Raw genomic sequence first — 26,654 nt, 5'->3', positions numbered from 1 at the left:
CTACAAAGGGCTATCGGTGCAGGTTGCCAGGCGTCGTTCGATAAAGCGTTTTTCCGGGGCCTGCTGGGTCAGGCCCAGGGCTGTTTCATACGCCTGGCGCGCCTCTTTCATCCGCCCCAGTTGCCGACAGAACTCCCCCCGTGCCGAATGCGCCAGGTGGTAATCCCGTAACTCGCCACGCACCAGGATCCCCTCGACTTGCTGCAACCCCGTCAACGGCCCATCGCGCATGGCCAGGGCAACGGCGCGGTTGAGCTCGATCACGGGCGACGGCAGCATCCGCAGCAGCACGTCGTACAGGCCGACAATCTGTGGCCAGTCGGTCTGCGCCGCACTCGGGGCCTCGGCGTGTACCGCGGCAATCGCCGCTTGCAGGCAATAAGGCCCGAAACGCTGGGTGGCCAGGGCCTGCTCTATCAACCCACAGCCCTGGGCAATCAGCGCTGCATCCCACAGCGTGCGGTCCTGCTCGTCCAGCAGCACCAACTCAGCGGCGGCAGAAAGCCGGGCCGGGCGCCGGGATTCATGGAGCAGCATCAACGCCAGCAGGCCCATGACTTCCGGCTCCGGCAGCAACTCCAGGAGCAGATGGCCCAGGCGGATGGCCTCGCGGGTCAAGTCGTCACGGGTCAGGTCAGCGCCCATGGACGCCGAGTAGCCCTCGTTGAACACCAGGTAAATCACCCGCAATACGCTGTCCAGGCGCTCGGGCAACTCCGCCAGGGACGGCACCTGGTAGGGAATCCTGGCCTCGCGGATCTTGCCCTTGGCCCGCACGATGCGCTGGGCGATGGTGGCCGGCGTGACCAGGAAGGCCCGGGCAATTTCCTCGGTGGTGAGGTCACAAATCTCACGCAGGGTAAGCGGCACTTGCGCATCCGCCGCCAGCGCCGGGTGGCAGCAGGTGAAAATCAGGCGCAGGCGGTCGTCTTCCACGTCTTCGGCACTCCAGTCAGCCGCCTCCAGCGTATCGGCCTGCTCCTGCAACAACGGGGTGAAACGGGCCTGGCGACGCAAGCGGTCGATGGCCTTGAAGCGCCCGGCAGACACCAGCCACGCTCGGGGATTGTCGGGCACACCGTCCTGCTGCCAGCGTTCGACCGCGACGAAGAACGCCTCGTGCAGGGCTTCTTCGGCGAGGTCGAAATCCCCCAGCAGGCGAATCAACGTCGCCAGGATGCGCCGCGACTCACTGCGGTAGACCGCCTCGACCTGGGCCTTGACGGTCAATCGGGCATGCCCGTGGTCACCAGGGTCACCAGCCGGTCCAGGCTCTCACCCCAGCCCTGATGAAAACCCATGGCTTCGTGGGCTTGTTTATCGGCTTCGCTCCAATGCATGGCGCGGGCGGTGTAGCGGGTCTTGCCAGCCACCTCCTCGAAGGTCACTTCGGCGCTCATAAACGGCTTGCCCGAGGGGATCCAGCCCGGCAGGAACGCATCGGTAAACACCAGGCGGCGCGGCGCGTCGATCTCCAGGAACACGCCCTGGGTCGGATACTCACTGCCGTCCGGCGCGCGCATCAGGGTGCGAAACAGGCCACCGACCCACAGGTTCATTTCGCACTCGGGCGTGGTCATGCCGTGGGGGCCCCACCATTGTTGCAAAAGCGCAGGCTCGGTCCAGGCGCGGAACACCCGGCTGGGCGGGGCGTCGATCACCCGGCTGATGGACAGTTCAAATGCAGCAGGTTGAGTGTTCATGGATAAACCTCCTGAGTTTTATAAGTGTTGGGTCAGAGATTCAAATCACGCACGGGGCGCACTTCCACGCTGCCGACCCGCGCCGCCGGAATGCCGCCGGCCACCTGCAGCGCCTCATTCAAGTCCTTGGCTTCGATCAGGTAGAAGCCGGCAAGCTGCTCCTTGGTTTCGGCAAACGGCCCATCGGTGATCGACAACTTGCCGTTACGCATACGCACGGTGGTGGCCGTGCTCACCGGCTGCAGGGCCTCGGCCGCAAGCATGCGGCCACTGCCGTGGACCGCCTCGGCGTAGGCGTGGCATTCCGGGTCCTTGGGGCTGTCGGGCAGGCTGTGCAGCAAAGCTTCGGCGCTGTAGACCAGGCACAGGTATTTCATGGCGTTCTCCGTTTTTCGGACTAATGACTATAGTTCGCGGCACTCACGGTTCCAGGTCGAACAGACCGGCGCCGGTTTCCATATCGAACGGTGCGGACCAATGCTCGTGCACCACCTTCCACTGGCCGTTGATTCGCTGGTAGCCGGCGCTGACCCGCATCCAGCAGGTTTTCAGCACGCCATCGGGCCCGGTGCCGCCGCAGTGGGCGAGCCAGTGGGCAAAAGCGCTGTCATCGGCGGCGACGATATGCAGTTCATGAAAGTCGAAAACACCGGGGCCCGGGCAAAACTCCATGCAGGCCTGCCAATGGGCGCGATAGGCCGCCTTGCCTTTGAACTGCAGGGCATTGACGGCGTCGAACGCGACGATATCGTCGGCGTAAAAGCTGACAATCTGCTCGACATCCTTGGCGACCACCGCTTGTTTCCATTGCTCGATCAGGGTGTTGATTGCGTTGCTCATGGCGATACTCCTCGGGGTGGAAAATCACAGAAGACACCCTTGGTCGAATGGGCCGCCTGCCAATCGACAAGCCTACAAAAAATAATTTCGCCAAGGGCAAAGCCGCTAGAATTTGCGACTTCCCTGTAGGACTTCGGATATCTGCTCGATGGAAACCCGCCTCGCGCCCTATGAGACGCTGACCGCTGCACAGCAACAGCAACTCGCTAGCCTCGAAGTCCACCCCGAGCAACTGGCCTATAGCGGCGATATCGACTGCGCGCTGAACAGCCTGCTGGTCAACCCAAGCCCCGGCATCAAGGGCTTTGCCTTGCTGGCCGACGAAATCCCCGTGGCCTTCCTGCTGCTCAAGCGCCCGCCCTGCCTGCCCCATTGGGCCGACGAACACAGCGCCACACTGCATGCCCTGCAAGTCGATCGCCACCAACAGGGCCGGGGCTTGGGCAAAGCCTGCCTGCAAGCCCTGCCCGCTGCCGCCCGCCTGGCCTGGCCACAGATCACGGCGTTGGAGTTGTCGGTGGACAGCGACAATGTGGCGGCAATGGGCTTGTATTTGCAGCAGGGCTGGGTAGACCGGGGCGAGGCGTATAAGGGGCGGGTGGGTTATGAGCGCCGGTTGGCACTGACACTCGGTTGATATCAGCGTTGACAATCCTAAAATGTAACGTATATATAACTTTAAAATACCAATGTAACGGTAACGCGACATGGATCCTGCACTTCTGAGCCAGAGAATCGGCAACCAGGTTCGCTCGATGCGCCTCAGCCGTGGCCATACCCAAGCACAGCTGGCACAGCTGGCCGGTACGACGCGGCAAAAACTGATCGAGATTGAGCACGGCAGCTTGTCGGTGGCGATGAATGCCTACGCACGGGTTTTTGCAGCCTTGGGCAGTGAGGTCAAACTGGTCCCCGTCTCCATGCCAACGCTGGAGGAAGTAGGGGATTTGTTCAATGAGTAGCTACAAACTGCAGGTCCGTACGCCCGAAGGCGCAAGTGGCAGCGTGTTCGTCGGCACTGAGCACTACCACTTTCGCTACGCTGATGATGCCCTGGAGCAGAGTGCAATCAGCCTGCTGATGCCAGTGCGGGCCGAGGAGTATCGACGGCATGAACTGCACCCGATCTTTCAAATGAACCTGCCCGAAGGTTATGTACTGGAGCAACTGAAAAACCGTCTGGCGAAGACCGTCAAGGTAGATCCAATGCTGTTGTTGGCCCTGTCAGGCAGCAGCGCACCTATCGGCCGCGTTTTCACCTCGTCCGCGCAAGTCAACCAACTGATTGAGCGCAACAGCCCCGTGTCGTACGGTGAGCGTCTGGATGAAATCCTCGCCTGGGATGGTGCCGAGGATTTGTTTACCCATCTGGTCGATCGCTACATCCTTCGCGCCGGCATTTCCGGGGTACAGCCTAAGGTATTGGTACCCGAAATCCCGCTGGTACCGGAACAGAAACTCACATCGAAAACCAACGATCTGATCATCAAGAGCGGGCGTGACGAGTTTCCAGGCCTGGCGATCAACGAATACCTGTGTATGTCGATTGCAAGGGAGGCAGGTATCCCCGTGCCACCCTTCTACTTGTCACAGAACCACAAGCTTTTCATCATGCGCCGCTTTGATCGGGACGAAAAACTCAACCCCCTGGGCTTTGAAGACATGACCACATTGATGGGCCTGTCCGCCGAGCAGAAATACAGCAAGAGCTACAACATGATTGCCAAGGCTGTTCGCCTCTTTTGTGCAATCGAACATGAACGCAGCTCCCTGGAGCAGTTGTTCGATAGCGTTGCGCTGAGCTGTATCGTCGGCAATGGTGATGCCCATCTGAAAAATTTTGGCTTACTCTACAGCGATCCACTCAAACGTGACGCCCGTCTTGCACCCGCTTATGACATCGCCAATACCACCGCCTATATTCCCGAAGACGCCCTGGCTCTGGACCTGGACGGCAACCGCTCATTCTTTGCGTCACGCTTGGGAATCCTTGAGTTTGCCAAGACCTGCAGCATAGAAAACGCCGAGGAGCGCATCCGGGCTCTGCTGCAGACCCTTGAAGTGGTGCTCGCACGTGAAGACGATTATTGTCGGCAAGCACCCCACGTTGCTCAGGCCATCCGGCTATCAGCGCAGGGCTACCAACGCAGCTTTGGCGGATAATCGCCAGCGCTCCCTGGGCAAGGAGACCCACATGCTAACCACCCTGGACCAACTCGAAACCCTCTACGGCCTGCCCCAGGAGCGTGCCCTACGCAAGGAAATCGCGTTTCTCAATGAGGATTACCAGGCGATGGTCAAAGCCTCGCCGCTGGTGATTGTCAGCTCTTCAGGCGCCGATGGCCTCGACGGCTCGCCTCGGGGCGATGTGCCGGGTTTTGTGCGGATCATTGATGAGCGCACGCTGGCGATCCCCGATCGGCCGGGCAATAACCGCCTCGATACCTTGCGTAACCTGTTGGTGGATCCGCGGATTGCCTTGCTGTTCATCATTCCGGGGATCGGGGAAACGTTGCGGGTCAACGGGCGGGCGCAGATATCCATCGAACCTGAGTTGCTGCAGAGCTTTGCGGTCAACGGCAAGCCGGCGCGGTCGGTGATTGTGGTGCAGGTAGAGGCGGCGTATTTCCACTGCTCGAAAGCTTTTGTGCGCTCCGATTGCTGGAACCCGGACAAGCATGTAGAGCGTTCGACACTGCCGTCAGCGGGGGCTTTTCACAAGCGTTTGAATGATGGGCAGTTTGATGCCGAGGCCTACGACCGGGAAATGCCGGAGCGGGTCAAGGCCACGTTGTATTGAGGCCCTGGCCGGCTCGGGCGCCCTTGAGATCGCCATCGCGGGCGAGCCCGCTCCCACAGGTAATTGCGCCGTACCTGGCTTTGAGTAACCCCTCGATACAAATGTGGGAGCTGGCTTGCCTGCGATGGCGGTGGATCAGGCGACGTACAGGTTATGCGGACTTTTCGACAGGCAGCCAGATTTCCACGGTACCGGTGCCCTTATCCACATCGAAGTCGGCGCTGTAGCGCTCCAGATCCGGCCCGGCGACCTTGTACCCCGACGTCGGCAACCACTCGTACATAATCCGTTCATAGGTCTGCGACAGCGCATACACCGGCCCGTAGTGCGCGAAGACCGCATAATGATTGGCCGGCACTTCAATGGATTGAAAGTTGCCCGGCACATCACTTTTGGCTGGCACTTCGACCCCGGCGATGTAATCAAACTCTTCCTGGGTGGCGTTGTAGCAAACGCCGTAGGTCACGCCGCCCATGCGCTTTTTGATGTCCTTGATGCAGCTGTCGAACAACTCCCACAACTTTGGAATGTCCCCCAGCGTGGCCTTGCCGTAATGACCGCCGACCCCGGCAATGACCATCGCCCTGCCCTCTTCCATGCGGGGTTCCAGGGGTAACGTTACCTGTTGGTTCATCTGCACAATCTCCATTGATAAATGACCAAAACCATACTGAGTATAGGGGCATAGTCATCTAACACTCCAGGCCGAAAATTTTCCGGCGCCATCTGGACAACCTACCCTCATCGCCCGTATTGTCTGCCCCGCAGGCCACCGCAGTGGCCGACGTCGCTCGGACGGTTCCGGGCGCTTACGTATTCCGAGGCAACAATGGCAGACCAAGGTTCGCCGCGCCGCTTTGCGCGCATAGATCGACTCCCCCCTTATGTTTTCAATATCACTGCCGAGCTGAAGATGGCTGCGCGTCGGCGCGGCGAAGACATCATCGACTTGAGCATGGGTAACCCCGACGGCCCGACTCCACCGCATATCGTGGAAAAACTGGTGACCGTCGCCCAGCGCGAAGACACCCACGGCTACTCCACCTCCAAAGGCATCCCGCGCCTGCGCCGCGCCATTTCGCGCTGGTACAAGGACCGCTATGAGGTGGATATCGACCCGGAAACCGAGGCCATCGTGACCATCGGCTCCAAGGAAGGCCTGGCGCACCTGATGCTGGCCACCCTGGACCAGGGCGATACCGTTCTGGTACCCAACCCCAGCTACCCGATTCACATCTACGGTGCGGTGATTGCCGGCGCCCAGGTGCGCTCGGTGCCGCTGATTCCCGGCGTGGACTTCTTTGCCGAGCTGGAGCGGGCGATCCGCGGTTCGATCCCCAAGCCGAAGATGATGATCCTCGGCTTCCCGTCCAACCCGACCGCGCAGTGCGTGGAGCTGGACTTCTTCGAACGGGTGATCGCCCTGGCCAAGCAGTACGACGTGCTGGTGATCCACGACCTGGCCTACGCCGATATCGTCTACGACGGCTGGAAAGCCCCGTCGATCATGCAGGTACCGGGGGCCAAGGACATTGCGGTGGAGTTTTTCACCTTGTCCAAGAGCTACAACATGGCCGGCTGGCGCATCGGTTTTATGGTGGGTAACGCGGAACTGGTCAACGCCCTGGCGCGCATCAAGAGCTACCACGACTACGGCACCTTCACCCCGCTGCAAGTGGCGGCGATTGCCGCGCTGGAAGGCGACCAGCAATGTGTGAAAGACATTGCCGAGCAGTACCGCCAGCGCCGCAATGTGCTGGTCAAGGGCCTGCATGAACTGGGCTGGATGGTAGAGAATCCGAAGGCGTCGATGTATGTCTGGGCAAAAATTCCCGAGGCGTATGCCGCCATGGGCTCGCTGGAATTTGCCAAGAAGCTGCTGCTCGAAGCCAAGGTGTGTGTGTCGCCGGGGATCGGCTTTGGCGAGTATGGCGATGACCATGTGCGCTTTGCGCTGATCGAGAACCAGGACCGCATTCGCCAGGCGGTACGCGGGATACGGGCAATGTTCCGGGCCGATGGCCTGGTCACCAAAGCCTGACCGAGTGATCGTTCCCACGCTCTGCGTGGGAACGATCAGTCACCCCAGGTTGGGTTACACCACCAACGACAGCAACATGATAAAGCCCAGCGCCACGATGGACAGAATGGTCTCCATCGCCGTCCACGTCTTGAACGTCTCGGCCACGGTCATGTTGAAGTACTGCTTGACCAGCCAGAACCCTGCATCGTTGACGTGCGACAGAATCAACGACCCCGCCCCCGTCGCCAGCACCAGCAATTCCAGGTTGACCCCCGGCACCATCCCCACCACCGGCACCACAATGCCTGCGCCAGTAATGGTGGCCACGGTCGCCGAACCCGTGGCAATCCGAATCACCGCGGCTACCAGCCAGGCCAGCAGGATCGGGTTGATCTGCGCCGTCACCGCCATATGGCCGATCACGTCACCCACACCGCTGGTCACCAGCATCTGCTTGAAGCCACCACCGGCACCGATGATCAGGATGATCGCGGCGGTCGGCGCAAGGCTCGCATCCAGCAGCTTGAGGATCTGTTTGGAATGGATGCCCTGGCGATGGCCAAAGGTGTACAGCGACAGCAGCAACGCCAAGAGCAAGGCACTGATCGGGTGGCCGATCATGTCCATCCAGTTACGCACGATGTGCCCGTCTGGCAGGGCAATGTCAGCGAAGGTTTTCAGCAGCATCAGGAACACCGGCAGCAGCACGGTGATCAGGGTGATGCTGAAGCTCGGCAGGTTTTTTGCGTCGGACTCGCGGGCCAGTTGGTCCACCAGTTCCTGGGACGGGTTGCCGGGGATGTACTTGGCAATGAACGTACCGAAGATCGGCCCGGCAATGATGGCGGTCGGCAAGGCGACGATCAGGCCGTAAAGAATGGTCTTGCCGATATCCGCGCCAAACACGCCGATGGCCAGCAACGGCCCCGGATGCGGCGGCACCAGGCCGTGCACCGCCGACAGGCCGGCGAGCAACGGGATGCCGATCTTGATCAGCGACACACCGGTGCGCCGCGCAACGATAAACACCAGCGGGATCAGCAATACAAAACCGATCTCGAAGAACAGTGGGATGCCCACCAGGAAGGCCGCGAACATCATCGCCCACTGCACTTTTTCCTTGCCGAAGGCGCGGATCAGGGTCTGCGCGATCTGATCGGCACCGCCGGATTCGGCCATCATCTTGCCAAGCATCGTACCCAGCGCCAGGATAATCCCGACAAACCCGAGCACCCCGCCAAAACCGTCCTGGAAGGCCTTGATGATCTTGTCCACGGGCATGCCCGAGGTCAGGCCGAGAAAGCCTGCGGCGATGATCAGCGCAATAAAGGGGTGGACCTTGAACCGGGTGATCAACACGATCAGCCCGATGATAGTGACCACTGCATCAAGCAGCAGGTAAGACTCGTGGGACATGCCAAACATGGGGGTCGTCTCCTGTTTGTTGTTGTTATTAAAGCGGGTGTTGAATTTCGTGCCGTCGGATAGCGCTATCTTTCGGGCAAAAAATCATCGGGAAGGTTCAAAACCGTGGGTCAGCCACCACGCGTGGGTCTGCGCGGCCAACGCCTCGATGCTGTCTTTACTGGCGTTGAGGGCCAGGGTCAGCGGCTCGCCAATGGGCGATTCGAGGGTGGCGAACTGGCTGTCGATCAGGCTGGCCGGCATGAAATGGCCGGGGCGATGGGACACGCGGTCGGCGGCCACTTCGCGGGTCAGTTCGAGGAAGACAAACCCCAGGCCCGGCGCGGCTTCGCGCAGGTGATCGCGGTATTTTTTCTTCAAGGCCGAACAGGTGAGCACCGGATGCTCGCCGGCCTTGAGCGCACGACGCAACTCATCGCAGAGGATGTCGAGCCAGCCGGCGCGGTCGTCGTCGTTCAGGGGATGGCCTGCGCTCATCTTTTCGATATTGGCAGCCGGGTGAAAGCTGTCGCCTTCAATGGCGGTGGCGCCGTTCAACAGGCACAGGGCCTCGCTGACACTGGACTTGCCACATCCGGAAACACCCATGATGACCAGGGCAGTAACAGGTTGACTCATGAAACACCTCAGGACGCAGATAGCGCTACCTTTGCACGCCCTAAGGCTAGTGCAAAAACAGGCTTTTCCCGCGCCTAATTGTCATTTTTATGGAGTGACGCGTGCATCCTCTGCCACCGCTTGCACCAGGATCAGGCAACCCTTTGCGCAAGTATTTGCAGGCTTTTGGAGACAGCGCTACCTTAGTGCCTCGATTTTTGTTTGGCAAGCCGCCTGATGACCTCCAAGAACGATAAAAATACCCGCACCACGGGTCGCCCTACCCTTAACGAAGTCGCGCGCCTGGCCGGCGTCAGCCCGATTACCGCCTCCCGGGCCCTGCGCGGGATCAGCACCGTGGCCACCGAACTGGTGGAAAAAGTGCAGAAAGCCGCTGCCGAGCTGAACTACGTGGTCAACCCGGCCGCCCGCGCCCTGGCCTCCGCCCGCAGCCAGTCGGTGGTGGTGCTGGTACCCTCGCTGTCCAACCTGCTGTTTATCGAAACCCTCGAAGCCATTCATCAGGTGCTACGGCCCAAGGGCTTCGAAGTGCTGATCGGCAACACCCACTATTCCCGGGACGAAGAAGAAAACCTGTTGCGCAACTACATGGCCTATCAGCCACGGGGCCTGCTGCTGACCGGCTTTGACCGCACCGAAAGCGCCCGGCGCATGGTGGAGTCGAGCAATGTGCCCTGCGTGTACATGATGGACCTGGACCCGACGGCCGGGGTCAACTGCGTCGGTTTCTCGCAGATCAGTGCCGGCGAAACCGCAGCAGCGCACCTGATCTCCCGGGGTCGCAAACGCCTGGCCTATGTCGGCGCACAACTGGACCAGCGCACGCTGCTGCGCGGTGAAGGCTTCCGCCGTGGCCTGCAACAGGCCGGTTTGTATGACCCAACCCTCGAACTGCTGACCCCGCGCCCCTCGTCGGTGGGCCTGGGTGGCGAGTTGTTCTTGCAACTGCTGGCCAGCCATCCGGATGTGGACGCGATCTTCTTCGGCAACGACGACCTGGCCCAGGGTGCGCTGCTCGAAGCCCTGCGCCACGGGATCAAGGTGCCGCAGCAAGTGGCGGTACTGGGCTTCAACGACCTGCCCGCCTCCAGCTTCATGGTGCCGCGCCTGAGCAGCATCAGCACCCCACGCGAAGCCATTGGCCGACGCGCGGCAGAGCATTTGCTGACGGTGATGGCCGGCAACAAAATCGCCCGGCCGGTGGTGGATATGGGGTTTGAGTTGAAGGTACGCGAGAGCAGCTAGGCATTGGCTGTAGGAAAGGGCTGACTGTGCGGCCACGCCTTGCTCCGTTACCTACGGTTGCGTCAGAATCCGCCGGCTTGTGCGCCTGGGTGGGGCTCTCTAAGGTGGCTCGGTCGCTGAATGTCTCGGTGATCGGGTTTAGTAGCCTGAGCAGTCATACAAAATGAGCATGAGCTTCATCTATCAGGCTTATCCGCCTGTGCTTGATGGTGGCTGTGCGCAGGGCGCCCTCGTGGTGCGCCGGGTTTTTGTGTGACTTTACCGGTCTACTAACCTGCGTACAGCCGCCACCCTTTCGTTTAGTAGCGATCCGGTGACGGCCCAGCCAAAGGTCATAACCATGTTCAAAGTTACTCCCAATCCTCCGCATGAGGACGCAAAACTCCACCTGGCCGCCCACCGCGCCATTGATCACTACCTCAACCCCCCAACCGCCCCCGCGCCCGAACCTTCCACTCTGTTCACCGTCACTTCCGGCGCCAGCAGCGAAAGCCTGATTGCCAACAGCTATGAAACCCTATCCTCGGTCACCACATTACTGCTGGACCTGTCCGAAGACCTGACCGGCAAAGACCGCGACAGGGCATTGGCGATTCACCAGTTGAGCGAGTTGGGCGTGTTGCTGATGGGCACACTGATGGACCAGCAAACACTGCACAACTAAAGCCCAGACGCGATCAGAAAGGTGGGAGCTGGCTTGCCAGCTCCCACCTTTTTTACCGTGCCCACTTGGCCCCTGCTAAATTGGCCAACGCCAACTCACACCTGCCAGGGAAGCACCATGGGACACGCGCTGAAAATCTTGGGTCGCACTTCGTCCATCAACGTACGAAAAGTCCTGTGGACCTGCCAGGAACTGAACATCCCCTACGAGCGCGAAGACTGGGGCATCGGCTTCACCCCCACCCAATCACCCGCCTTCCTCGCCCTGAACCCCAATGCCCAGGTGCCGGTGATCATTGACGACAACGGCGTGCTCTGGGAATCCAACACCATCTGCCGCTACCTGGTGGGCCTGCACCAGCGCCATGACTTGCTGCCCGCCTCCCCCGCGCCTCGCGCCAGGGTCGAGCAATGGATGGACTGGCAAGCCACCGAACTCAATCCCTCCTGGGGCTATGCCTTCCACGCCCTGGTGCGCCAGAACCCGGACTTCCAGGACCCGCAGCGCATTGCTGCCGGCGTGCGCGGTTGGAACGACAAGATGGGATTGCTGGAGCAGCAGTTGATCAAGACCGGCGCCTATGTGGCCGGTGACAGCTTCAGCCTCGCCGATATCCTGGTCGGCCTGTCGGTGCACCGCTGGCGGATGACGCCCATGGAGCGCCCTCGCTACCCGGCTGTCGATGCGTACTACGCCCTGCTCAGCCAGCGCCCAGGTTTCCAGGCCTTTGCCCTCGACGGTCACAACTAAGGATTACACGATGAAAGGACTCAACGTACTGCTCACCGGCGCCTGCGGCAGGATCGGCAAGACATTTTTCGAAGCGTCGAAAGATCGCTACCGCTTTACCCTCACCGACCGCGTCGAACCGGGCTTCGCCCTCGACGGCCATCGCTTCGTGCAGGCCGACTTGAGTGACAGAACGGCCCTCACCGCACTGCTCGACGGCATCGACGTGGTTGTGCACCTGTCGGGCATTCCCCACGCCAGCGCCACCTTCGACGAACTGCTCCCCAACAATATCCTCGCCACCACCTATCTGTTCGAAGCGGCCGTGGCCGCCAACGTCAAGCGCCTGGTCTTCGCCAGCAGCGCCCAGACCATCGAAGGCTACCCGGTGGATCGACAAATCACCCCGGGCATGCCGGTGCTGCCGGCCAACCTGTATGGCGTGAGCAAATGCTACGGCGAAGCGCTGTGCGGGTATTACGCAGCCAAAACCCCACTCTCCACCATCGCGTTACGCATTGGCGCGTTTGAATTTACCGAAACCCACGACCTGAACAACGCCCGCGACCTCAGCGCCTGGCTCAGCCCTCGGGATGCCGTGCAGTTGTTGCAGCGCTCGGTGGAGGCCGAGGGGGTCAAGCACCTGATCGCCCATGGCATTTCCAATAACCGCTTCAAGCGCCTGGACTTGAGCGAGACCACACGGGTTCTGGGGTATCAGCCGCAGGACGATGCTTTCCAGGTCTTCGAGATTCCCATTACCTACTGAAGGCAATGGCCGCCGACGGCAAACATTGGCCGTCGGCAACCCGCCTCTTGCCTCGGTATTGCCCTCACAGCCAATAAATACGGGGTTTTAGTTCCCGGCACGCTAATTGCTAAACCCTATGGACCGTTCAAAACCACAGGTGCCCGATCATGTTGGTCAATACCCAAGTCTCGTCCGTGATCCAACAGTCCAAACGCCCCGACCTGGACCCGGCCAACGCCGCCGCCAGCGCGCTGTACAGCGGCGTGATGCAAAACGTGCAGAACGCTGCCGCCGCGACCCAGGTACAGGCCACGCAAAAGGCCACCGACACCACGGCCAGCAACGTGGATGCGGCGTTTGCCAAGACCCGCCTGCAGTTGCAGGCAACACCGCCGACCAGCACCACGCCGGCCACCGCGAGCAGCACCCAGGCCCGGACAGAGTTCACCGACTACATGGCCAAGACGCCGGCCGAGCGCATTCGCGATCAGATCCTCAAGGAAAAGGGCCTGACCGAAGAAGAAGTGAAAGCGATGCCTATCGAACAACAGAATGCCATTGCCCTGGAAGTGACTGAGCGCCTGAAGATGCAGGCGGCGCAGCAGTTCGCCGAGAAGACCGCTGACCCGCAGATCAAGGCCGTGAAAGATACCCTGGCTGCCATCTGATATCACCCGCCACTGCCGCTCTGCGCGGGTTGAGCCTGGCAACCCACTCTCCCGTTGACCTGTGGCGAGCGGGCTTGCTGTGGCGAGGGAGCTTGCTCCCGTTGGACTGCGTAGCAGTCCCATTTCAGGGCCCCTTCACGCCCCAACGGGAGCAAGCTCCCTCACCACAGAGTGGGCACGGTCCCGTTACTGCAACTGCAGGGTGGAGTTGAACTGGCCGATAGCATCCACCACATGCCGCGAGCCCTCCTGGATCTCCAGGATCACCTGCCCCGCTTCATTGGCCAATTCCACCCCCAGCCCGGTACGGCTCAGGCTCGACTGCATGCTCGATACCGCGCTCAGGGACAAGTCGTGGTTTTTGCGCACCACGTCGACAATCTCGATCGTCGCCTGGCTGGTACGCGCGGCCAGGCTGCGCACCTCGTCCGCCACCACCGCAAACCCACGCCCGTGCTCACCGGCGCGCGCGGCTTCAATGGCCGCGTTAAGCGCCAACAGGTTGGTTTGATCCGCAATCCCGCGAATGGTCTGCACGATGGTGCCGATAATGTCCGACTGCTTGCTCACCGCGTCGATACTCAGCGCCGCCTGATTCAGGTCGCGGGAAATTTCTTCGATGATCTGCACCGTCTGCTGCACCACTTCCGACCCCTTACGGGCGCAGGCGTCGTTCTGCACCGAGGTGGCGTGGGCCGAATCGGCAGCGGTCCGCAACGTGGTGACCTGGTGGGTGATATCACTGGCGAACTTCACCACCTTGTACAGGCGGCCATTGGCATCGAAGATCGGGTTGTAGGAGGCTTCCAGAAACAGCGTCTGGCCATACTTGTTGCGCCGTTCAAAACGATGGGAGTGAAATTCACCCCGGTTGAGCGACGCCCAGAACGCCTTGTAAGTCGGTGACTCCACCTCGGCGCGGTCACAGAACATGCTGTGGTGCTGGCCAACGATTTCACCGAGGGAGTATTGCACCGTCTTCAGGAAGTTCTGGTTGGCATTGAGGATCTGCCCCTGGGGCGTGAACTCGATGACCGCCATGGAGCGGCCGATGGCGTCAATCAGGCTCTGGTTTTCATGTTCGCGGTGGATCCGTTCGGAAATGTCCGACGCCACCTTGATCACGCTCTGCACCTGGTCATCCGGACCGAACACCGGCATGTAGCTGGCCTCCAGCCACACCTCCTCGCCGCTCTTGGTCAAGCGCATGAACGTGTCGCTGATGGGCTCGCCCTGGGCCAGGTCGCGCCACAGCTTGGCGTAGGCGTCGCTGCGGTAGTAGGACTCTTCACAGAAGATTCGGTGGTGTTTGCCACGTACTTCCTCGGCGCTGTAACCCATTGTCTTACAGAAGTTTTCGTTGGCATCCAGGACTATGCCGTCGCGATCAAACTCGATCATCGCCATGGAGCGGCTGATCGCCGCCAGCTTGGCCTGGGCCTGGGTCAACGCGCAGGAAAAACGTTCGATTTGCAACAGGTCGGATTTGTGGTGCAGGTTAAACATGGTCGGATCACCTTCAGCGCTGTCTTTGAATGACGGTTAGTTCTTGGATTTGACCCAGCACAACTTTCCACAAAACAGGCAAACGCAATCGTCCAGAGACAGGACAAGTGTCAGGCGATAGATAAATGATGACTAATCGGAGAGTCCATGGGGCAACACTCGCTTCAAGGCATCCTTTTCTTGATGACCCTCTCTGGGGCCTGCTTCAACCGACACACGCAAGTCCATTTAACTTAAGGCTCCATTTTTCCCGGCGCGTTGAGGTACGCGCTCGCTATGCCAAAAACCACCCAGAACGCTTCATATGGCAAGCGACATAAGTGGTTATGGGTGAGCATAGACAGGGCTTGGCACTCTGCAAGGCCATTAATCAGCCAGCATTGGTAAATAGAGGTTGGAGGGGCGTGCGAGGGGGATATCAGGATGTATCTTGCCGTGTAGAAGCGAGCTCGCTCGCTCCTACAGTGAAGGGCTTAGTGACCGAACAGGCCTGTCTCAGTTTTCTTGGCTTTTTTGTCCGCGCGTTTTTCATCGGCGGTCTTTGCCGGTTTTTTCTTCGCGGCTTTCTTTGAATCCATACCTTTGGCCATGATGCATGCTCCACTAACAGAGGAAGTAAGCATGGGTATAACACCTATTGCCCAACAGAAGGCGCTTTGCCCGACTTATAATCCCCAGCCCTTGATCACGCTTGTCCAAATACCATGCCCGAGTTGCACATTGATCTACTGGCAGAGCCCCTGTGGCCGTTGCTGAACAAGTTCTACCGCCGCCATAACTCGCCGATGAAAGCCCTCAAGGGCGGCCAGTTGTGGGTCGCGCGCAACAGCGAGATCGTCGCCGGCCTGTGCCTGAGCCCCGTGGTCGGCGGTCAGTGGCTGACCGGGCTGTTTGTCGATCCGGCATTACGCGGGCAAGGGCTGGCAGCGCGGCTGATCGCTGAAGCGATTGCGCCTGTCGAAGGCACGGTGTGGCTACTGTGCCACCCCGACCTGGAAGGGTTTTATACAGCCCAGGGCTTCAGCCAGCAGACCGTGTTGCCGCAGTCGCTGGCAGAGCGCCTGGTGCGCTATAAACGCAACAAGCCGATGATTGCCATGGGCCTGTGCCGCCAGGGTTAAGCGTCGGCGGCGGGATCCAGCTCCGGAAACATCACCTCGATAAACCCGAATTTGCTGAAGTCTGTGATCCGCGACGGGTACAGGCGACCGATCAGGTGGTCGCATTCATGCTGCACCACCCGCGCATGGAAGCCATCGGCAATCCGCACAATCGGCTCGCCCTTGGGGTCAAAACCCTCGTAGCGAATCTGCTGGTAGCGATCCACCGCACCGCGCAGGCCTGGCACCGACAGGCAGCCTTCGTAACCCTCCTCCAACACCGGGCTCAGCGGGGTAATCAACGGGTTGATCAGGATGGTCTGGGGCACCGCCGGGGCATCCGGGTAGCGCTCGCTGCTCTCGAAGCCGAAGATCACCAGTTGCAAGTCGACACCAATCTGCGGCGCGGCCAGGCCAACGCCACCCACGTGTTCCATGGTCTGGAACATGTCGTCGATCAGTTGCCACAGCTCGGGGCTGTCGAACATTTCCGGGGGCACCGGGGGCGCGATACGCAGCAGGCGTTCGTCGCCCATTTTCAGGATTTCACGAATCATCGATCAACTTTCATCAGAGGTGGGTTTGGGCAGCGAATGGTCCCGGCCGAGGCCCGAGACATGCTGTTTTTGATCAGGGTGGTGTTCGCCAAAGTCTTTTTCGCCCGGGTCTTTGCCTTCGGCAGACATGTGCTCGATCACCGCGTTCATCTCCGCGCCCAGCAGTAATACGGCGGCGGAAATATAGAAGTACAACAGCAGGACAATGATCGCGCCGATGCTGCCGTACATGGCGTTGTAGTCGGCGAAGGTTTTCACGTAATAGCCAAAGCCCAGGGAAGCCACGATCCAGACCACCACCGCCAGCACCGAGCCTGGCGTGATAAAGCGAAATTTCTGCTTCACGTCCGGCATCACGTAGTACATCAAGGCCACGGCGAACATCAGCAGGATCACAATCAACGGCCAGCGCAGGATGGTCCACAGGGTAACGACGAACTCCTGCATGCCAATCTGCCCGGCCAGCCACTCCATCACTTGCGGCCCCAGGACCATCAACGCGGCGGCGGCCAGCAACATACCGGCGATACCCACGGTGTAGAGAATCGACAGCGGGAAACGTTTCCAGATCGGCCGGCCTTCCACCACGTCGTAGGCGGCGTTCATCGCGCTCATCATCAGGCGCACGCCCGCCGAGGCGGTCCACAGCGCGATGACGATACCCACCGACAACAGCCCACCCTTGGATTGCTGCAATTGGTCAATCACCGGGTTGACCTGCTCCAGGGCCTGGGGCGGCAATACCAGTTCCGATTGCAGGCGCAACCAGCTGAAGAAGTCCGGCAGGTGCAGGAAACCAATCAGGGCAATCAGGAACAGCAGGAAGGGAAACAATGAAAACAGCATCTGGTAGGCCAGTGCCGAGGCGTAGGTGGGCATCTCGTCGTCGATGAACTCTGTGACGGTGCGCATCAATACGCGGTGCAGCGGCAGATCTTTTAATACCGGAAAAATCATAGCGTCTCCTTTCGCCGCAAAAAGGTTGAGTTCGTGGGCGACTCAGGGGCCGTTTTCTACATCAAGGTAGCCTATTTGGCGACCTTGAAACAATTTCGAAACTTTAATCCGCCGGTTTGACATAAAAACGGCCATCCGTGGATGACCGTTATGCTGCGTGTTGGCAGGCGGGTGAATCAGGCTTTGTCGACCGTATTCTTTACCGCGTCCTTGACCTTGCCGATCGCTTGCTGGGCTTCGCCCTTCTTCTCTTGGATCTTGCCTTCGGCCTCAAGCTGGGTGTTGTCAGTGGCTTTGCCGACACCTTGTTTGATATTGCCAATGGCTTCGTTCGCTAAACCTTTTGCCTTATCCGCTGTGCTGCCCATGGTATTTCTCCGTAAGAACAATCAAGGGTTTTGGTCATTACCTAAGGATTGACCCTGGGCGTTTGCGTAGAGTTTCAATTATTTGCGTCAGGCATTTCATCACCCCGTACAGGTTTGGCTTTATGTTTTGCGGCCAACCCACGAGAATGCCCGGCAGATTCAGGCTCAACCGCTGAATAACAGATCCCGTAGGAAGGTTATGAAACTCAATAAATCACAGGCCATCGCCCGCAGAAACCTGGAACTGGGCGGTGCCGTGCTCGGTGTCAACAACTGCCACTTCACCGACCTGGACCGCAAGCGCAACATCTGGTGGTTCGACCTGCCGGTGGCGCGCATCGCCATTGGCCAGTACGAGTGGATTCATTTGTTGATGCACAACGCCGAAACCGATCAGCTGCTGCACCTGAAAGTACCGACCGTGTACCTGCGTGAGAAGCTTGAAGGGTTGGTGGTACGCAATGCAGGCAAGCGCAAGCCGGAGATTACCCTGGAGCTGAGCGCGGACAAGGACTCGTTCCTGAAGGATGTACGCCCGGCAGGCGCTGGCGTGAGCTTCGCGCAGTTCGCCCTGTAAACACCCGATCAGAAATGTGGGGGCTGACAGGACGCCATCGCGGGCAAGCCCGCTCCCACAGGGGTTGTGTGGTACAGGAGTTTTGAGTGCGGCCCAGGACAAATGGCTTGTCGGGTCGCCGCATCGCGGCGATAGCGGTGGGTCAGTCGACACTCAGCGCCCAATAAAAAGCCCCGCATTCGCGGGGCTTTTTGTTTACTTCTTCAGGCCCAGTTTCTTCATCTCTTCATCGCGCAACTCACGACGCAGGATCTTGCCCACGTTGGTGGTCGGCAGTGCTTCGCGGAACTCGACAGCCTTCGGCACTTTGTAGCCGGTGACGTTGGCGCGCATATGCTCCATCACCTGCTCCTTGGTCAGTGTCGCGCCTGGCTTGACCACGATGAACAGCTTGATGTGCTCGCCCGATTTCTCGTCCGGTACACCAATGGCCGCGCATTGCAGCACGCCCGGCAGGCTTGCCAGCACGTCTTCCAGCTCGTTGGGGTAGACGTTGAAACCGGAGACCAGAATCATGTCCTTCTTGCGATCAACGATGCGCATGTAGCCGTCTGGCTGGATGATCGCGATATCGCCGGTCTTCAGCCAGCCTTGGCTGTCGAGCACTTCGGCGGTGGCGTCTTCACGCTGCCAGTAGCCCTTCATCACTTGCGGGCCCTTGACGCACAGCTCGCCGATTTCGCCCAGGGGCAACTCGACGCCCTCATCCGAGATGACTTTGCACAGGGTCGAGGGCACCGGGATACCGATGGTGCCGATCTGGATATTCTGGATCGGGTTGACCGTGGCCACCGGGCTGGTTTCGGTCATGCCGTAACCTTCACAGATATTGCAGCCGGTCACGGCCTTCCAACGCTCGGCCGCCGCCAGTTGCAATGCCATGCCACCCGACAGCGTGACCTTGAGCCCCGAGAAGTCCAGCTTGCGGAAGCCTTCGTTGTTGCACAGGGCCACGAACAGGGTGTTCAGGCCGACAAAGCCGCTGAACTTCCACTTCGACAACTCCTTGACCATCGCCGGCAGGTCGCGCGGGTTGCTGATCAGGATGTTGTGGTTGCCGATCAGCATCATCGCCATGCAATGAAAGGTGAAGGCATAGATGTGGTACAGCGGCAGCGGCGTGATCAGGATCTCGCAGCCTTCGTTGAGGTTGGAGCCCATCAGCGCCTTGCACTGCAGCATGTTGGCGACCAGGTTGCGATGGGTCAGCATCGCACCCTTGGCCACGCCGGTGGTGCCGCCGGTGTATTGCAGCACGGCGACGTCTTCGCTGGCCGGGCTGGCGTCGGTGACCGGCTGGCCATGCCCCTTGGCCAGGACGTCGTTGAACTTGATCGCCTGGGGCAAGTGATAGGCCGGGACCATCTTCTTCACGTACTTGATAACGCTGTTGATCAGCAACCGCTTGAGCGGCGGCAACAGGTCAGCCACTTCGGTGACGATCACGTGCTTGACGCCAGTCTTGGGCACGACTTTTTCTGCCAGGTGCGCCATGTTGGCCAGGCAGATCAGGGCTTTGGCCCCGGAGTCGTTGAACTGGTGTTCCATCTCCCGCGCGGTATACAGCGGGTTGGTGTTGACCACGATCAGGCCGGCGCGGATAGCGCCAAACACGGCAACCGGGTACTGCAGGAGGTTGGGCAATTGCACGGCGATTCGATCACCGGGCTGCAAGTCGGTATGCTGTTGCAGGTACGCGGCAAAGGCACCGGACAATTCGTACAACTCACCGTAGGTGATTGTCTTGCCCAGGTTGCTGAAAGCCGGTTTGTCGGCGAAGCGTTGGCAGGACTGTTTCAGTACCGCCTGAATATTTTGATACTCGTCTGGATTGATGTCTGCAGCAATCCCGGCGGGGTACTTATCCTTCCAAAAGTCTTCGATCATGGAAGCCCACTCCTCAGCGACGCGAATTCATTCACCGCATTTGATGCGATTATTATTTGTGTGTTTTTAGGTGATTCCGGCTGTTTCAAGCAGGCCGAGAGGTCACAAAGCGCGCCGAGAGTAGCAGCTTTGCCAAGGGCCGCCTAGAGCCAAAAGAGGCCCCTACAGTCATAAACATGACTCAAGAATATGCAGTAGTCATTTTTAGAGCAAAGATTCTATAACCTGCGAAACCGCTCTACTTTAAGGGCGTACACAATAAATGTGGGAGCTGGCTTGCCAGCTCCCACATTTGAATCGCATCAATTCAGGTCAGGCGATATCACGAAGCTCTCTGCGCAGGATCTTGCCTACCGGCGTCATCGGCAGCGAGTCGCGCAACACAATGTGCTTGGGCACTTTGTAGCCGGTGAAGTTGGCCTTGCAGTAAGTCTTCAGCTCCTCAAGGCTGACACCCTGGGCCCGCGCCACCACGAACAGTTTCACCGCCTCGCCGGTACGCTCGTCAGGCACGCCGATCACCGCGCAGTTGGCAACGTTCGGGTGGGCCATCACCACGTCTTCGATCTCGTTGGGGTACACATTGAAGCCCGAGACGATGATCAGGTCTTTCTTGCGGTCGACAATGCGCACAAAACCGTCGGGGTCGATCACCGCAATATCGCCAGTCTTGAGCCAGCCCTCGGCGTCCAGGGTCTCGGCAGTGGCCGCCGGTTGCTGCCAGTAGCCCTTCATGACCTGCGGGCCCTTGATGCACAACTCGCCCCGCTCGCCCATCGGCAACTCGACGCCGGCGTCATCAATAACCTTCATCGCCGTGCCCGGCACTGGAATACCCACGGTGCCCAGGCGCGATTGATCACCGTAGGGGTTGGTGCTGGCCACTGGCGACGTCTCAGTCAGGCCGTAGCCTTCGCCGATGGAGCAGCCGGTGATCTGCTTCCAGCGCTCGGCGGTGGCCTTGACCAGGGCGGTACCGCCGGAGTTGGTGATCTTCAGGTGGGAGAAGTCCAGGGTCTTGAAATCCGGGTGCTCCATCAAGGCGACAAACAGTGTGTTGAGCCCCAGCAACCCGGTAAACCGCCACTTCTTCAATTCCTTGATAAAGCCGCCGATGTCCCGTGGATTGGTGATCAGCACGTTGTGGTTGCCGGTGACCATCATGCACATGCAGTTCGCCGTAAAGGCATAGATGTGGTACAGCGGCAGCGGCGCGATCATCACCTCCTGCCCTTCCTTGACCAGCGGATGCCCGTCTTCACGCAGCTGTGACATGCACGCCCGCACCTGCTGCATGTTGGCTACCAGGTTGCCGTGGGTGAGCATCGCGCCCTTGGCCAGGCCGGTGGTGCCGCCGGTGTATTGCAGCACGGCGATGTCATCGAGGGTTATCGGGTGGCGGGTCACGGCCAGGCCCGCCCCCATGCGCAAGGCGCGCTTGAACGACACCGCCCGAGGCAGGCTGTAGGCCGGGACCATCTTCTTCACTTTGTCGACCACGGTGTTGATCAGCCAGCCCTTGGCGGCGGGCATGAAGTCGCCCATCTTCGCTTCGATCAGGTACTCGATCTCGGTGTCGGCCGCCACTTCCTGGACCCGGGAACCAAACAGGTTGAGGTAGACCAGCGCACGAATGCCCGCATCCTTGAACTGATGGCGCATTTCCCGCGGGGTGTACAACGGGTTGGTGTTGACCACCACCAGCCCGGCGCGCAAGGCGCCGAACACGGCAATCGGGTAATGCAGGACGTTGGGCATCTGCACCGCAATACGGTCGCCCGGCTTGAGATCGGTGTGGTGTTGCAGGTAGCCGGCGAACGCCGCACTCTGGCGCTCCAGGTCGGCGTAGGTCAGGGTGATCCCCATGTTGCTGAATGCCGGACGGTCGGCAAAGGCTTTACAGGAACGCTCGAAGACTTCGATTACTGACTTGTACGCCGACAGGTCAAGCTCATTGGGAACGCCTGTTGCGCGTTTGTCATTCCAGAAATCAGGTTGCATTATTCTTGTCCTCTTACCCGAGTGTGCCCGACCGCTTCCGGCTGTTTAAGGGAAGCGGAGCTTCGGGGACGTTAGCAGCTATGGCCAAACAGGCAAATACACTAAAACGTGTCATTGATTGTATGAATCTTGCCCCTGAGGCCGCGGGTGATCAGACGCCGGCCCTCGGATGAGCTATACACTGCAACGACCCTGAGCAAAGGAAGCGCCATGAACCACACCACTTTCTGGCTGACCGCGAACGACCGCAGCCGCCTGTACGTCAACCAGTGGCTACCGGACGGCACGCCCACGGCGCTGGTGATGCTGGCCCATGGCATGGCCGAGCACAGCGGCCGCTATGCGCGCCTGGCCCAGGCCCTGTGTGATGCCGGCTACGGCGTGTACGCCCCGGACCTGCGCGGCCATGGCCGTACCGCCGATGAAGGCACCCTGGGCCTGTTTGCCGAGCGCGATGGCTGGAACAAAGTGGTAGGTGACCTGGCCGCGCTCAACCAGCACATCGGCCAGCAAGCCCCCGGTGTGCCGATCCTCCTGCTGGGCCATAGCATGGGCAGCTATATCGCCCAGGCCTATCTGTTGCATCACAGTGCCAGCCTGCACGGGGCGATTCTCAGTGGGTCGAACTTCCAGCCGGTGGCCCTGTACCGCGCCGCCCGCCTGATCGCCCGGGCCGAACGCCTGCGCCAGGGCCTCAGGGGCCGCAGCGCACTGATCGAGTTTCTGTCGTTTGGCTCGTTCAACAAGGCCTTCAAGCCCAACCGCACGGCGTTTGACTGGCTGAGCCGCGACCCGGACGAAGTGGACAAGTACGTCAACGACCCCCTGTGCGGCTTTCGTTGCACCAACCAGCTATGGATCGACCTGCTGGGTGGCTTGCAGCAAATCAGCAAAGCGTCCAATCTCAAACAGATTGATCCGGGCCTGCCAATCCTGGTGATGGGCGGCGAATGTGATCCGGTCAGTGAAGGCAAGCGTCTCACCAGCCTGGCCAACGCATTGCGCGATGCCGGCTGCCAGAACCTGCACGTGAACATCTACCCGCAGGCGCGCCACGAACTCTTCAATGAAACCAACCGCGATGCGGTCACCGCCGATGTGCTGGCCTGGATGGCCCAGGCCGTGAACCATCGCCGGCCGGCGCGCTGCGAGTGAACGCATAAATATTTTCGTTTAAAATCAACGAATTAAGATTACCGATTAGCCACAGGATGCAGGATCAGATGACCCAGGTTACCAACACTCCGTACGAAGCCCTCGAAGTTGGCCAGAAAGCCACCTACAGCAAAACCGTGGAAGAGCGCGATATCCAGCTGTTCGCGGCAATGTCCGGCGACCATAACCCGGTGCACCTGGATGCCGAATTCGCCAAGGCGACCATGTTCAAGGAGCGGATCGCCCACGGCATGTTCAGCGGCGCCTTGATCAGCGCGGCAGTCGCTTGTGAGCTGCCTGGGCCGGGCACCATCTATATCGGTCAGCAGATGAGCTTCCAGAAGCCGGTGAAAATCGGCGACACCTTGACCGTACGTCTGGAGATCCTCGAGAAGCTGCCCAAGTTCCGCGTGCGGATTGCCACCCAGGTGTTCAACCAGCGTGATGAGTTGGTGGTGGATGGCGAAGCCGAGATCCTCGCGCCACGCAAACAGCAGGTTGTGACCTTGACCGAGTTGCCGGCGATCAGCATCGGCTGATCAGGCATGTGAAATAAAAAATATGGGAGCGGGCTTGCCCGCGATGGCGTTCTGTCAGTCGATACATACATCGACTGATCAACCGCTATCGCAGGCAAGCCAGCTCCCACATTTGTATCGGGGTACGGCGCAATTACCGGTGGGAGCAGGTTTGCCTGCTCCCACATTTGTTACTTCAGCGCAGCTCAGGACTGGGCGCGAGCCTGGTTACGCAGGGCTTTCACCTGGTCGTGATTGCGTTGCGCACCATGATACTGGCGCTCAACCAGGTCACGAATACCGACCAGGTTGTGCTTGTTGATTTTCTCGATGGCCTCTTTGTAAGCCTTCAGTGCGTGGTCTTCACCGCGCTCAGCTTCGTTGAGTACCGCTTCTTCGTCCTTGCCGGTGACCATCGACTTTACGTCGACCCAGCCACGGTGCAGTGCGCCGGCCACGCTGCCGGAATCTTCCGGATCGCCACCCAAGGCCCGCACCGCCGTTTGCAGTTCGGCAGCCGCCGACGCGCAGTCTGCGGAACGCTTGATGAACAGCGCCTTGAGCTCAGGGTGCTTGATGTCTTCTGCGCAGGTCTTGAAGCCTTCCTGGCCGTCTTTGCTGGTTTCGATCAGGTCATTGAGTACGGAGATCGACTCTTTGTTGATATCAGTCATTTTTCAATTCCTTCGCGGGTTTAGAAAGGTATTGGGGTAGTTGCAGCGCCCGTGCCAGGTCTTGAATCAATATTTATTCCTTATTTTTCAAAAAGTTATAAATAATCCTCAAATCTGTATCCGCTTTATTTGCATGATCTGTCATTTGGCCTTCATGCAGAATGCCTGTATTTTCCAAGGCATCCTCCTGATTGCCTGAAGCCCGTATGAACCCCGAAAAACTCGAACTGCTGATCACCCGCCAAATGCCGTTCGGCAAGTACAAGGGCCGGATCATTGCCGACCTGCCCGGGCCGTACCTGAACTGGTTTGCCCGCGAAGGGTTCCCCCACGGCGAGCTGGGCGGCTTGCTGGCCTTGATGCAGGAAATCGACCACAACGGCCTGTCCGAACTGCTGGAACCGCTACGCGCCAAACACGGTAAACCCGCCCCGCGCCACTAACCGAGCCCGCCCATGCCCCACACCCGCGACGAAGCCTATTGGCAGGCCATTGCCCAGCGCTATGACCTGGAGCCCGGCCCCATCAACCTGGAAAACGGCTACTTTGGCCGCATGAGCCGGGCCGTGTTGGCCCAGTATCAGGAGCACGTGGCCTTCATCAATCGCAGCAACTCGGTGCATGTGCGCCAGCGCTTCGAGCAAGGGCAACATGTCGAGATTCGCCGGCAACTGGCCGAGTTGGTCAACGTCGACCCAGAAGCGATTGCTTTCACCCGCAATGCCACCGAAGCCCTGCAGTCGCTGATCCGCAACTACAACCGCCTGCAGCCGGGCGACCAGGTGCTGATCAGCGATCTGGAATACGACACGGTCAAAGGCGCCATGCGCTGGCTCGCCGGCTACCGGGGGGTAGAGGTGATCGAAGTGTCCCACGCCCATCCGGCCAGCTTCGACAGCCTGCTGCAGACTTATCGCGACACCTTCAGCCGCTACCCACGCCTGAGGCTGATGGCGCTGACCTATGTCACCCACCGCACCGGCCTGGTCATGCCGGTGGAGGCCATCGCCCAGGTTGCGCGGGAATATGGCGTCGAAATCATCCTCGATGGCGCCCATGCCCTTGGCCAGATCGACTTCGACCTGGCCCAGTTGGGCATCTCGTTCGCCGGCTTCAACCTGCACAAGTGGATCGGTGCACCGCTGACCCTGGGCTTTCTCTATATCGCCCCGCAGCGGCTGGCGGACATTGACCCGGACATGGGCGAGTTCCATTACCCAGCCAGCGACGTGCGCGCCCGTACGTCCTACAGCACGCCTAACTTTCCAGCGCTGATGACCTTGCCGCTGGTGCTCGAAGAGCATCGGGCCCTGGGCGGCGCGCAGGCCAAGGGGGCGCGGGTGAAATACCTGCGTGACCTGTGGGTGAGCCAGGTACGGCCATTGCCGGGGATCGAGGTGCTGACCTCGGATGATCCACGGTTGTATTGCGCGATTACGGCGTTCAAGTTCAACGGGCGTGATCAACAGCTGATGGCGGATCGACTGCTTGATGAATACAACCTGTTTACCACCCTGCGCAGTGGGTCAGCGTTTGGTACCTGCATACGCGTGACGCCGGGGGTGGTGACGTCGGCGGCGGACATCGACGTGCTGGTCAATGCCATTACCAAGCTGAACACTGATTAAAATGTGGGAGCTGGCTTGCCTGCGATAGCCGTAGGTATCTACACAACTCTTTTCTGGGGTTGTGTACATATCCGTTGCTGCGGTCACGGCGGCTATTGGTTCCGCCCTTACGGCGGGTCACTTTTGGAAAAGAGCCCCAAAAGTAACCAAAAGGGCTCTTGCCCCACCACTCGGCACCTCGCCTAGGCTCGGTGTGCCCGTCATCCGACATTGATTTGGGGGGCCGCCGCGATGGGCCATCCATGGCCCAGCGCGGCTAA

Annotated in this window: 30 protein-coding genes; 16 read left to right on the top strand and 14 right to left on the bottom strand. The window is 59.9% G+C overall.

Annotation, left to right across the window (positions count from 1 at the left end; genetic code table 11):
- From HBR93_RS25605 to HBR93_RS25590, 4 genes are read right to left on the bottom strand one after another with little or no spacing between them, the layout of a single operon-like run.
- Positions 1–1,230: an RNA polymerase sigma factor gene (locus tag HBR93_RS25605; RefSeq protein WP_169961345.1), complete on the bottom strand. Its 1,230-nt coding sequence runs from the start codon at positions 1,228–1,230 to the stop codon at positions 1–3.
- Complete coding sequence (locus tag HBR93_RS25600) at positions 1,227–1,703, bottom strand: SRPBCC family protein (RefSeq protein ID WP_057441942.1); 477 nt, start codon at positions 1,701–1,703, stop codon at positions 1,227–1,229. The genes HBR93_RS25605 and HBR93_RS25600 overlap by 4 nt, the downstream gene beginning before the upstream one ends.
- 32 nt (positions 1,704–1,735) lie before the next feature.
- Positions 1,736–2,080, bottom strand: coding sequence for a YciI family protein (locus HBR93_RS25595; RefSeq protein ID WP_057441944.1), 345 nt, complete (start codon positions 2,078–2,080; stop codon positions 1,736–1,738).
- A 43-nt stretch (positions 2,081–2,123) separates the two neighbouring features.
- On the bottom strand, positions 2,124–2,543 hold the full coding sequence (locus HBR93_RS25590) for a nuclear transport factor 2 family protein (RefSeq protein ID WP_057960470.1): 420 nt from the start codon (positions 2,541–2,543) through the stop codon (positions 2,124–2,126).
- 148 nt (positions 2,544–2,691) lie between these two features.
- On the opposite strand from HBR93_RS25590, the gene HBR93_RS25585 reads away from it, so the two are divergent.
- The 4 genes from HBR93_RS25585 to HBR93_RS25570 all read left to right on the top strand — a co-directional run bounded on the left by HBR93_RS25585 (position 2,692) and on the right by HBR93_RS25570 (position 5,343).
- Entirely contained in the window at positions 2,692–3,180 is a 489-nt protein-coding gene (locus tag HBR93_RS25585; RefSeq protein ID WP_057441948.1) for a GNAT family N-acetyltransferase, read from the top strand.
- 70 nt (positions 3,181–3,250) lie between these two features.
- Positions 3,251–3,505, top strand: coding sequence for a helix-turn-helix domain-containing protein (locus HBR93_RS25580; protein WP_057441950.1), 255 nt, complete (start codon positions 3,251–3,253; stop codon positions 3,503–3,505).
- Positions 3,498–4,706, top strand: coding sequence for a type II toxin-antitoxin system HipA family toxin (locus HBR93_RS25575; protein WP_169961344.1), 1,209 nt, complete (start codon positions 3,498–3,500; stop codon positions 4,704–4,706). The genes HBR93_RS25580 and HBR93_RS25575 overlap by 8 nt, the downstream gene beginning before the upstream one ends.
- A gap of 31 nt (positions 4,707–4,737) precedes the next feature.
- A complete protein-coding gene (locus tag HBR93_RS25570; protein ID WP_057960474.1) occupies positions 4,738–5,343 on the top strand; it encodes a pyridoxamine 5'-phosphate oxidase family protein in 606 nt (201 codons plus the stop codon).
- 151 nt (positions 5,344–5,494) lie between these two features.
- Here HBR93_RS25570 and HBR93_RS25565 read toward each other — a convergent pair whose 3' ends face one another.
- Positions 5,495–5,977: a GyrI-like domain-containing protein gene (locus HBR93_RS25565; protein WP_057441956.1), complete on the bottom strand. Its 483-nt coding sequence runs from the start codon at positions 5,975–5,977 to the stop codon at positions 5,495–5,497.
- A 195-nt stretch (positions 5,978–6,172) separates the two neighbouring features.
- On the opposite strand from HBR93_RS25565, the gene alaC reads away from it, so the two are divergent.
- Positions 6,173–7,384 carry an alanine transaminase gene (alaC, locus tag HBR93_RS25560; protein WP_029296464.1) on the top strand — a complete coding sequence of 404 codons (1,212 nt, stop codon included), beginning with the start codon at positions 6,173–6,175 and terminating at the stop codon, positions 7,382–7,384.
- A gap of 54 nt (positions 7,385–7,438) precedes the next feature.
- On the opposite strand, the gene HBR93_RS25555 is transcribed toward alaC, so the two are convergent.
- On the bottom strand, positions 7,439–8,791 hold the full coding sequence (locus HBR93_RS25555; RefSeq protein WP_057960476.1) for a GntP family permease: 1,353 nt from the start codon (positions 8,789–8,791) through the stop codon (positions 7,439–7,441).
- Between the two features lie 84 nt (positions 8,792–8,875).
- Positions 8,876–9,409, bottom strand: a complete 534-nt coding sequence (locus HBR93_RS25550) for a gluconokinase (protein ID WP_057441958.1) — start codon at positions 9,407–9,409, stop codon at positions 8,876–8,878.
- 213 nt (positions 9,410–9,622) lie between these two features.
- Between HBR93_RS25550 and HBR93_RS25545 the strand changes: the two genes are divergently transcribed.
- The 5 genes from HBR93_RS25545 (at position 9,623) to HBR93_RS25525 (ending at position 13,466) form a co-directional block, all read left to right on the top strand.
- On the top strand, positions 9,623–10,654 hold the full coding sequence (locus HBR93_RS25545; RefSeq protein ID WP_162947806.1) for a LacI family DNA-binding transcriptional regulator: 1,032 nt from the start codon (positions 9,623–9,625) through the stop codon (positions 10,652–10,654).
- Positions 10,655–10,994: 340 nt separating this feature from the next.
- Positions 10,995–11,318, top strand: a complete 324-nt coding sequence (locus HBR93_RS25540; protein ID WP_169961343.1) for a DUF6124 family protein — start codon at positions 10,995–10,997, stop codon at positions 11,316–11,318.
- Positions 11,319–11,435: 117 nt separating this feature from the next.
- Complete coding sequence (locus HBR93_RS25535) at positions 11,436–12,068, top strand: glutathione S-transferase (protein ID WP_169961342.1); 633 nt, start codon at positions 11,436–11,438, stop codon at positions 12,066–12,068.
- A gap of 10 nt (positions 12,069–12,078) precedes the next feature.
- The gene (locus HBR93_RS25530; protein WP_169961341.1) at positions 12,079–12,816 is read left to right on the top strand and encodes an NAD(P)-dependent oxidoreductase; all 738 of its coding nucleotides are present in this window, start codon (positions 12,079–12,081) and stop codon (positions 12,814–12,816) included.
- Between the two features lie 149 nt (positions 12,817–12,965).
- Positions 12,966–13,466 carry a hypothetical protein gene (locus HBR93_RS25525; protein ID WP_169961340.1) on the top strand — a complete coding sequence of 167 codons (501 nt, stop codon included), beginning with the start codon at positions 12,966–12,968 and terminating at the stop codon, positions 13,464–13,466.
- A 186-nt stretch (positions 13,467–13,652) separates the two neighbouring features.
- On the opposite strand, the gene HBR93_RS25520 is transcribed toward HBR93_RS25525, so the two are convergent.
- A complete protein-coding gene (locus HBR93_RS25520) occupies positions 13,653–14,972 on the bottom strand; it encodes a PAS domain-containing methyl-accepting chemotaxis protein (protein ID WP_057439937.1) in 1,320 nt (439 codons plus the stop codon).
- Between the two features lie 704 nt (positions 14,973–15,676).
- Between HBR93_RS25520 and HBR93_RS25515 the strand changes: the two genes are divergently transcribed.
- Complete coding sequence (locus tag HBR93_RS25515) at positions 15,677–16,093, top strand: GNAT family N-acetyltransferase (protein ID WP_057444176.1); 417 nt, start codon at positions 15,677–15,679, stop codon at positions 16,091–16,093.
- Here HBR93_RS25515 and def read toward each other — a convergent pair.
- The 3 genes from def to HBR93_RS25500 form a co-directional block, all read right to left on the bottom strand.
- The gene (gene def, locus HBR93_RS25510; protein ID WP_029296447.1) at positions 16,090–16,629 is read right to left on the bottom strand and encodes a peptide deformylase; all 540 of its coding nucleotides are present in this window, start codon (positions 16,627–16,629) and stop codon (positions 16,090–16,092) included. The two genes, HBR93_RS25515 and def, sit on opposite strands and share 4 nt — an antisense overlap.
- A gap of 3 nt (positions 16,630–16,632) precedes the next feature.
- On the bottom strand, positions 16,633–17,586 hold the full coding sequence (locus tag HBR93_RS25505; RefSeq protein WP_115128800.1) for a YihY/virulence factor BrkB family protein: 954 nt from the start codon (positions 17,584–17,586) through the stop codon (positions 16,633–16,635).
- A 176-nt stretch (positions 17,587–17,762) separates the two neighbouring features.
- On the bottom strand, positions 17,763–17,954 hold the full coding sequence (locus tag HBR93_RS25500) for a CsbD family protein (protein ID WP_057439941.1): 192 nt from the start codon (positions 17,952–17,954) through the stop codon (positions 17,763–17,765).
- 199 nt (positions 17,955–18,153) lie between these two features.
- On the opposite strand from HBR93_RS25500, the gene HBR93_RS25495 reads away from it, so the two are divergent.
- Complete coding sequence (locus tag HBR93_RS25495; RefSeq protein ID WP_057439943.1) at positions 18,154–18,531, top strand: hypothetical protein; 378 nt, start codon at positions 18,154–18,156, stop codon at positions 18,529–18,531.
- A 195-nt stretch (positions 18,532–18,726) separates the two neighbouring features.
- On the opposite strand, the gene fadD1 is transcribed toward HBR93_RS25495, so the two are convergent.
- A complete protein-coding gene (gene fadD1, locus HBR93_RS25490) occupies positions 18,727–20,418 on the bottom strand; it encodes a long-chain-fatty-acid--CoA ligase FadD1 (RefSeq protein WP_057439947.1) in 1,692 nt (563 codons plus the stop codon).
- Positions 20,419–20,730: 312 nt separating this feature from the next.
- Positions 20,731–22,419 (bottom strand): long-chain-fatty-acid--CoA ligase FadD2, encoded by a 1,689-nt coding sequence (gene fadD2 / locus HBR93_RS25485; protein ID WP_057439948.1) that lies wholly within the window; start codon positions 22,417–22,419, stop codon positions 20,731–20,733.
- Positions 22,420–22,629: 210 nt separating this feature from the next.
- On the opposite strand from fadD2, the gene HBR93_RS25480 reads away from it, so the two are divergent.
- Together HBR93_RS25480 and HBR93_RS25475 are read left to right on the top strand one after the other, a co-directional pair.
- Positions 22,630–23,574, top strand: a complete 945-nt coding sequence (locus HBR93_RS25480; protein WP_169961339.1) for an alpha/beta hydrolase — start codon at positions 22,630–22,632, stop codon at positions 23,572–23,574.
- Between the two features lie 68 nt (positions 23,575–23,642).
- Positions 23,643–24,113 carry a MaoC family dehydratase gene (locus HBR93_RS25475; RefSeq protein ID WP_032862565.1) on the top strand — a complete coding sequence of 157 codons (471 nt, stop codon included), beginning with the start codon at positions 23,643–23,645 and terminating at the stop codon, positions 24,111–24,113.
- A gap of 185 nt (positions 24,114–24,298) precedes the next feature.
- Here HBR93_RS25475 and HBR93_RS25470 read toward each other — a convergent pair whose 3' ends face one another.
- Complete coding sequence (locus tag HBR93_RS25470; protein WP_057439949.1) at positions 24,299–24,766, bottom strand: PA2169 family four-helix-bundle protein; 468 nt, start codon at positions 24,764–24,766, stop codon at positions 24,299–24,301.
- Between the two features lie 206 nt (positions 24,767–24,972).
- Between HBR93_RS25470 and HBR93_RS25465 the strand changes: the two genes are divergently transcribed.
- Both HBR93_RS25465 and HBR93_RS25460 read left to right on the top strand, forming a co-directional pair.
- Positions 24,973–25,209 (top strand): DUF3820 family protein, encoded by a 237-nt coding sequence (locus HBR93_RS25465; protein ID WP_008056784.1) that lies wholly within the window; start codon positions 24,973–24,975, stop codon positions 25,207–25,209.
- Between the two features lie 12 nt (positions 25,210–25,221).
- Positions 25,222–26,394 carry an aminotransferase class V-fold PLP-dependent enzyme gene (locus tag HBR93_RS25460; RefSeq protein WP_169961338.1) on the top strand — a complete coding sequence of 391 codons (1,173 nt, stop codon included), beginning with the start codon at positions 25,222–25,224 and terminating at the stop codon, positions 26,392–26,394.
- Positions 26,395–26,654 lie beyond the last annotated feature (260 nt).

It is taken from the genome of Pseudomonas sp. WS 5411 (assembly GCF_012985595.1).
In the GTDB taxonomy this organism is placed as follows: Bacteria; Pseudomonadota; Gammaproteobacteria; order Pseudomonadales; family Pseudomonadaceae; genus Aquipseudomonas; species Aquipseudomonas shahriarae.
Note: the sequence above shows the minus strand (reverse complement) of the source record. Positions and strands in the feature narration are given on the sequence as shown.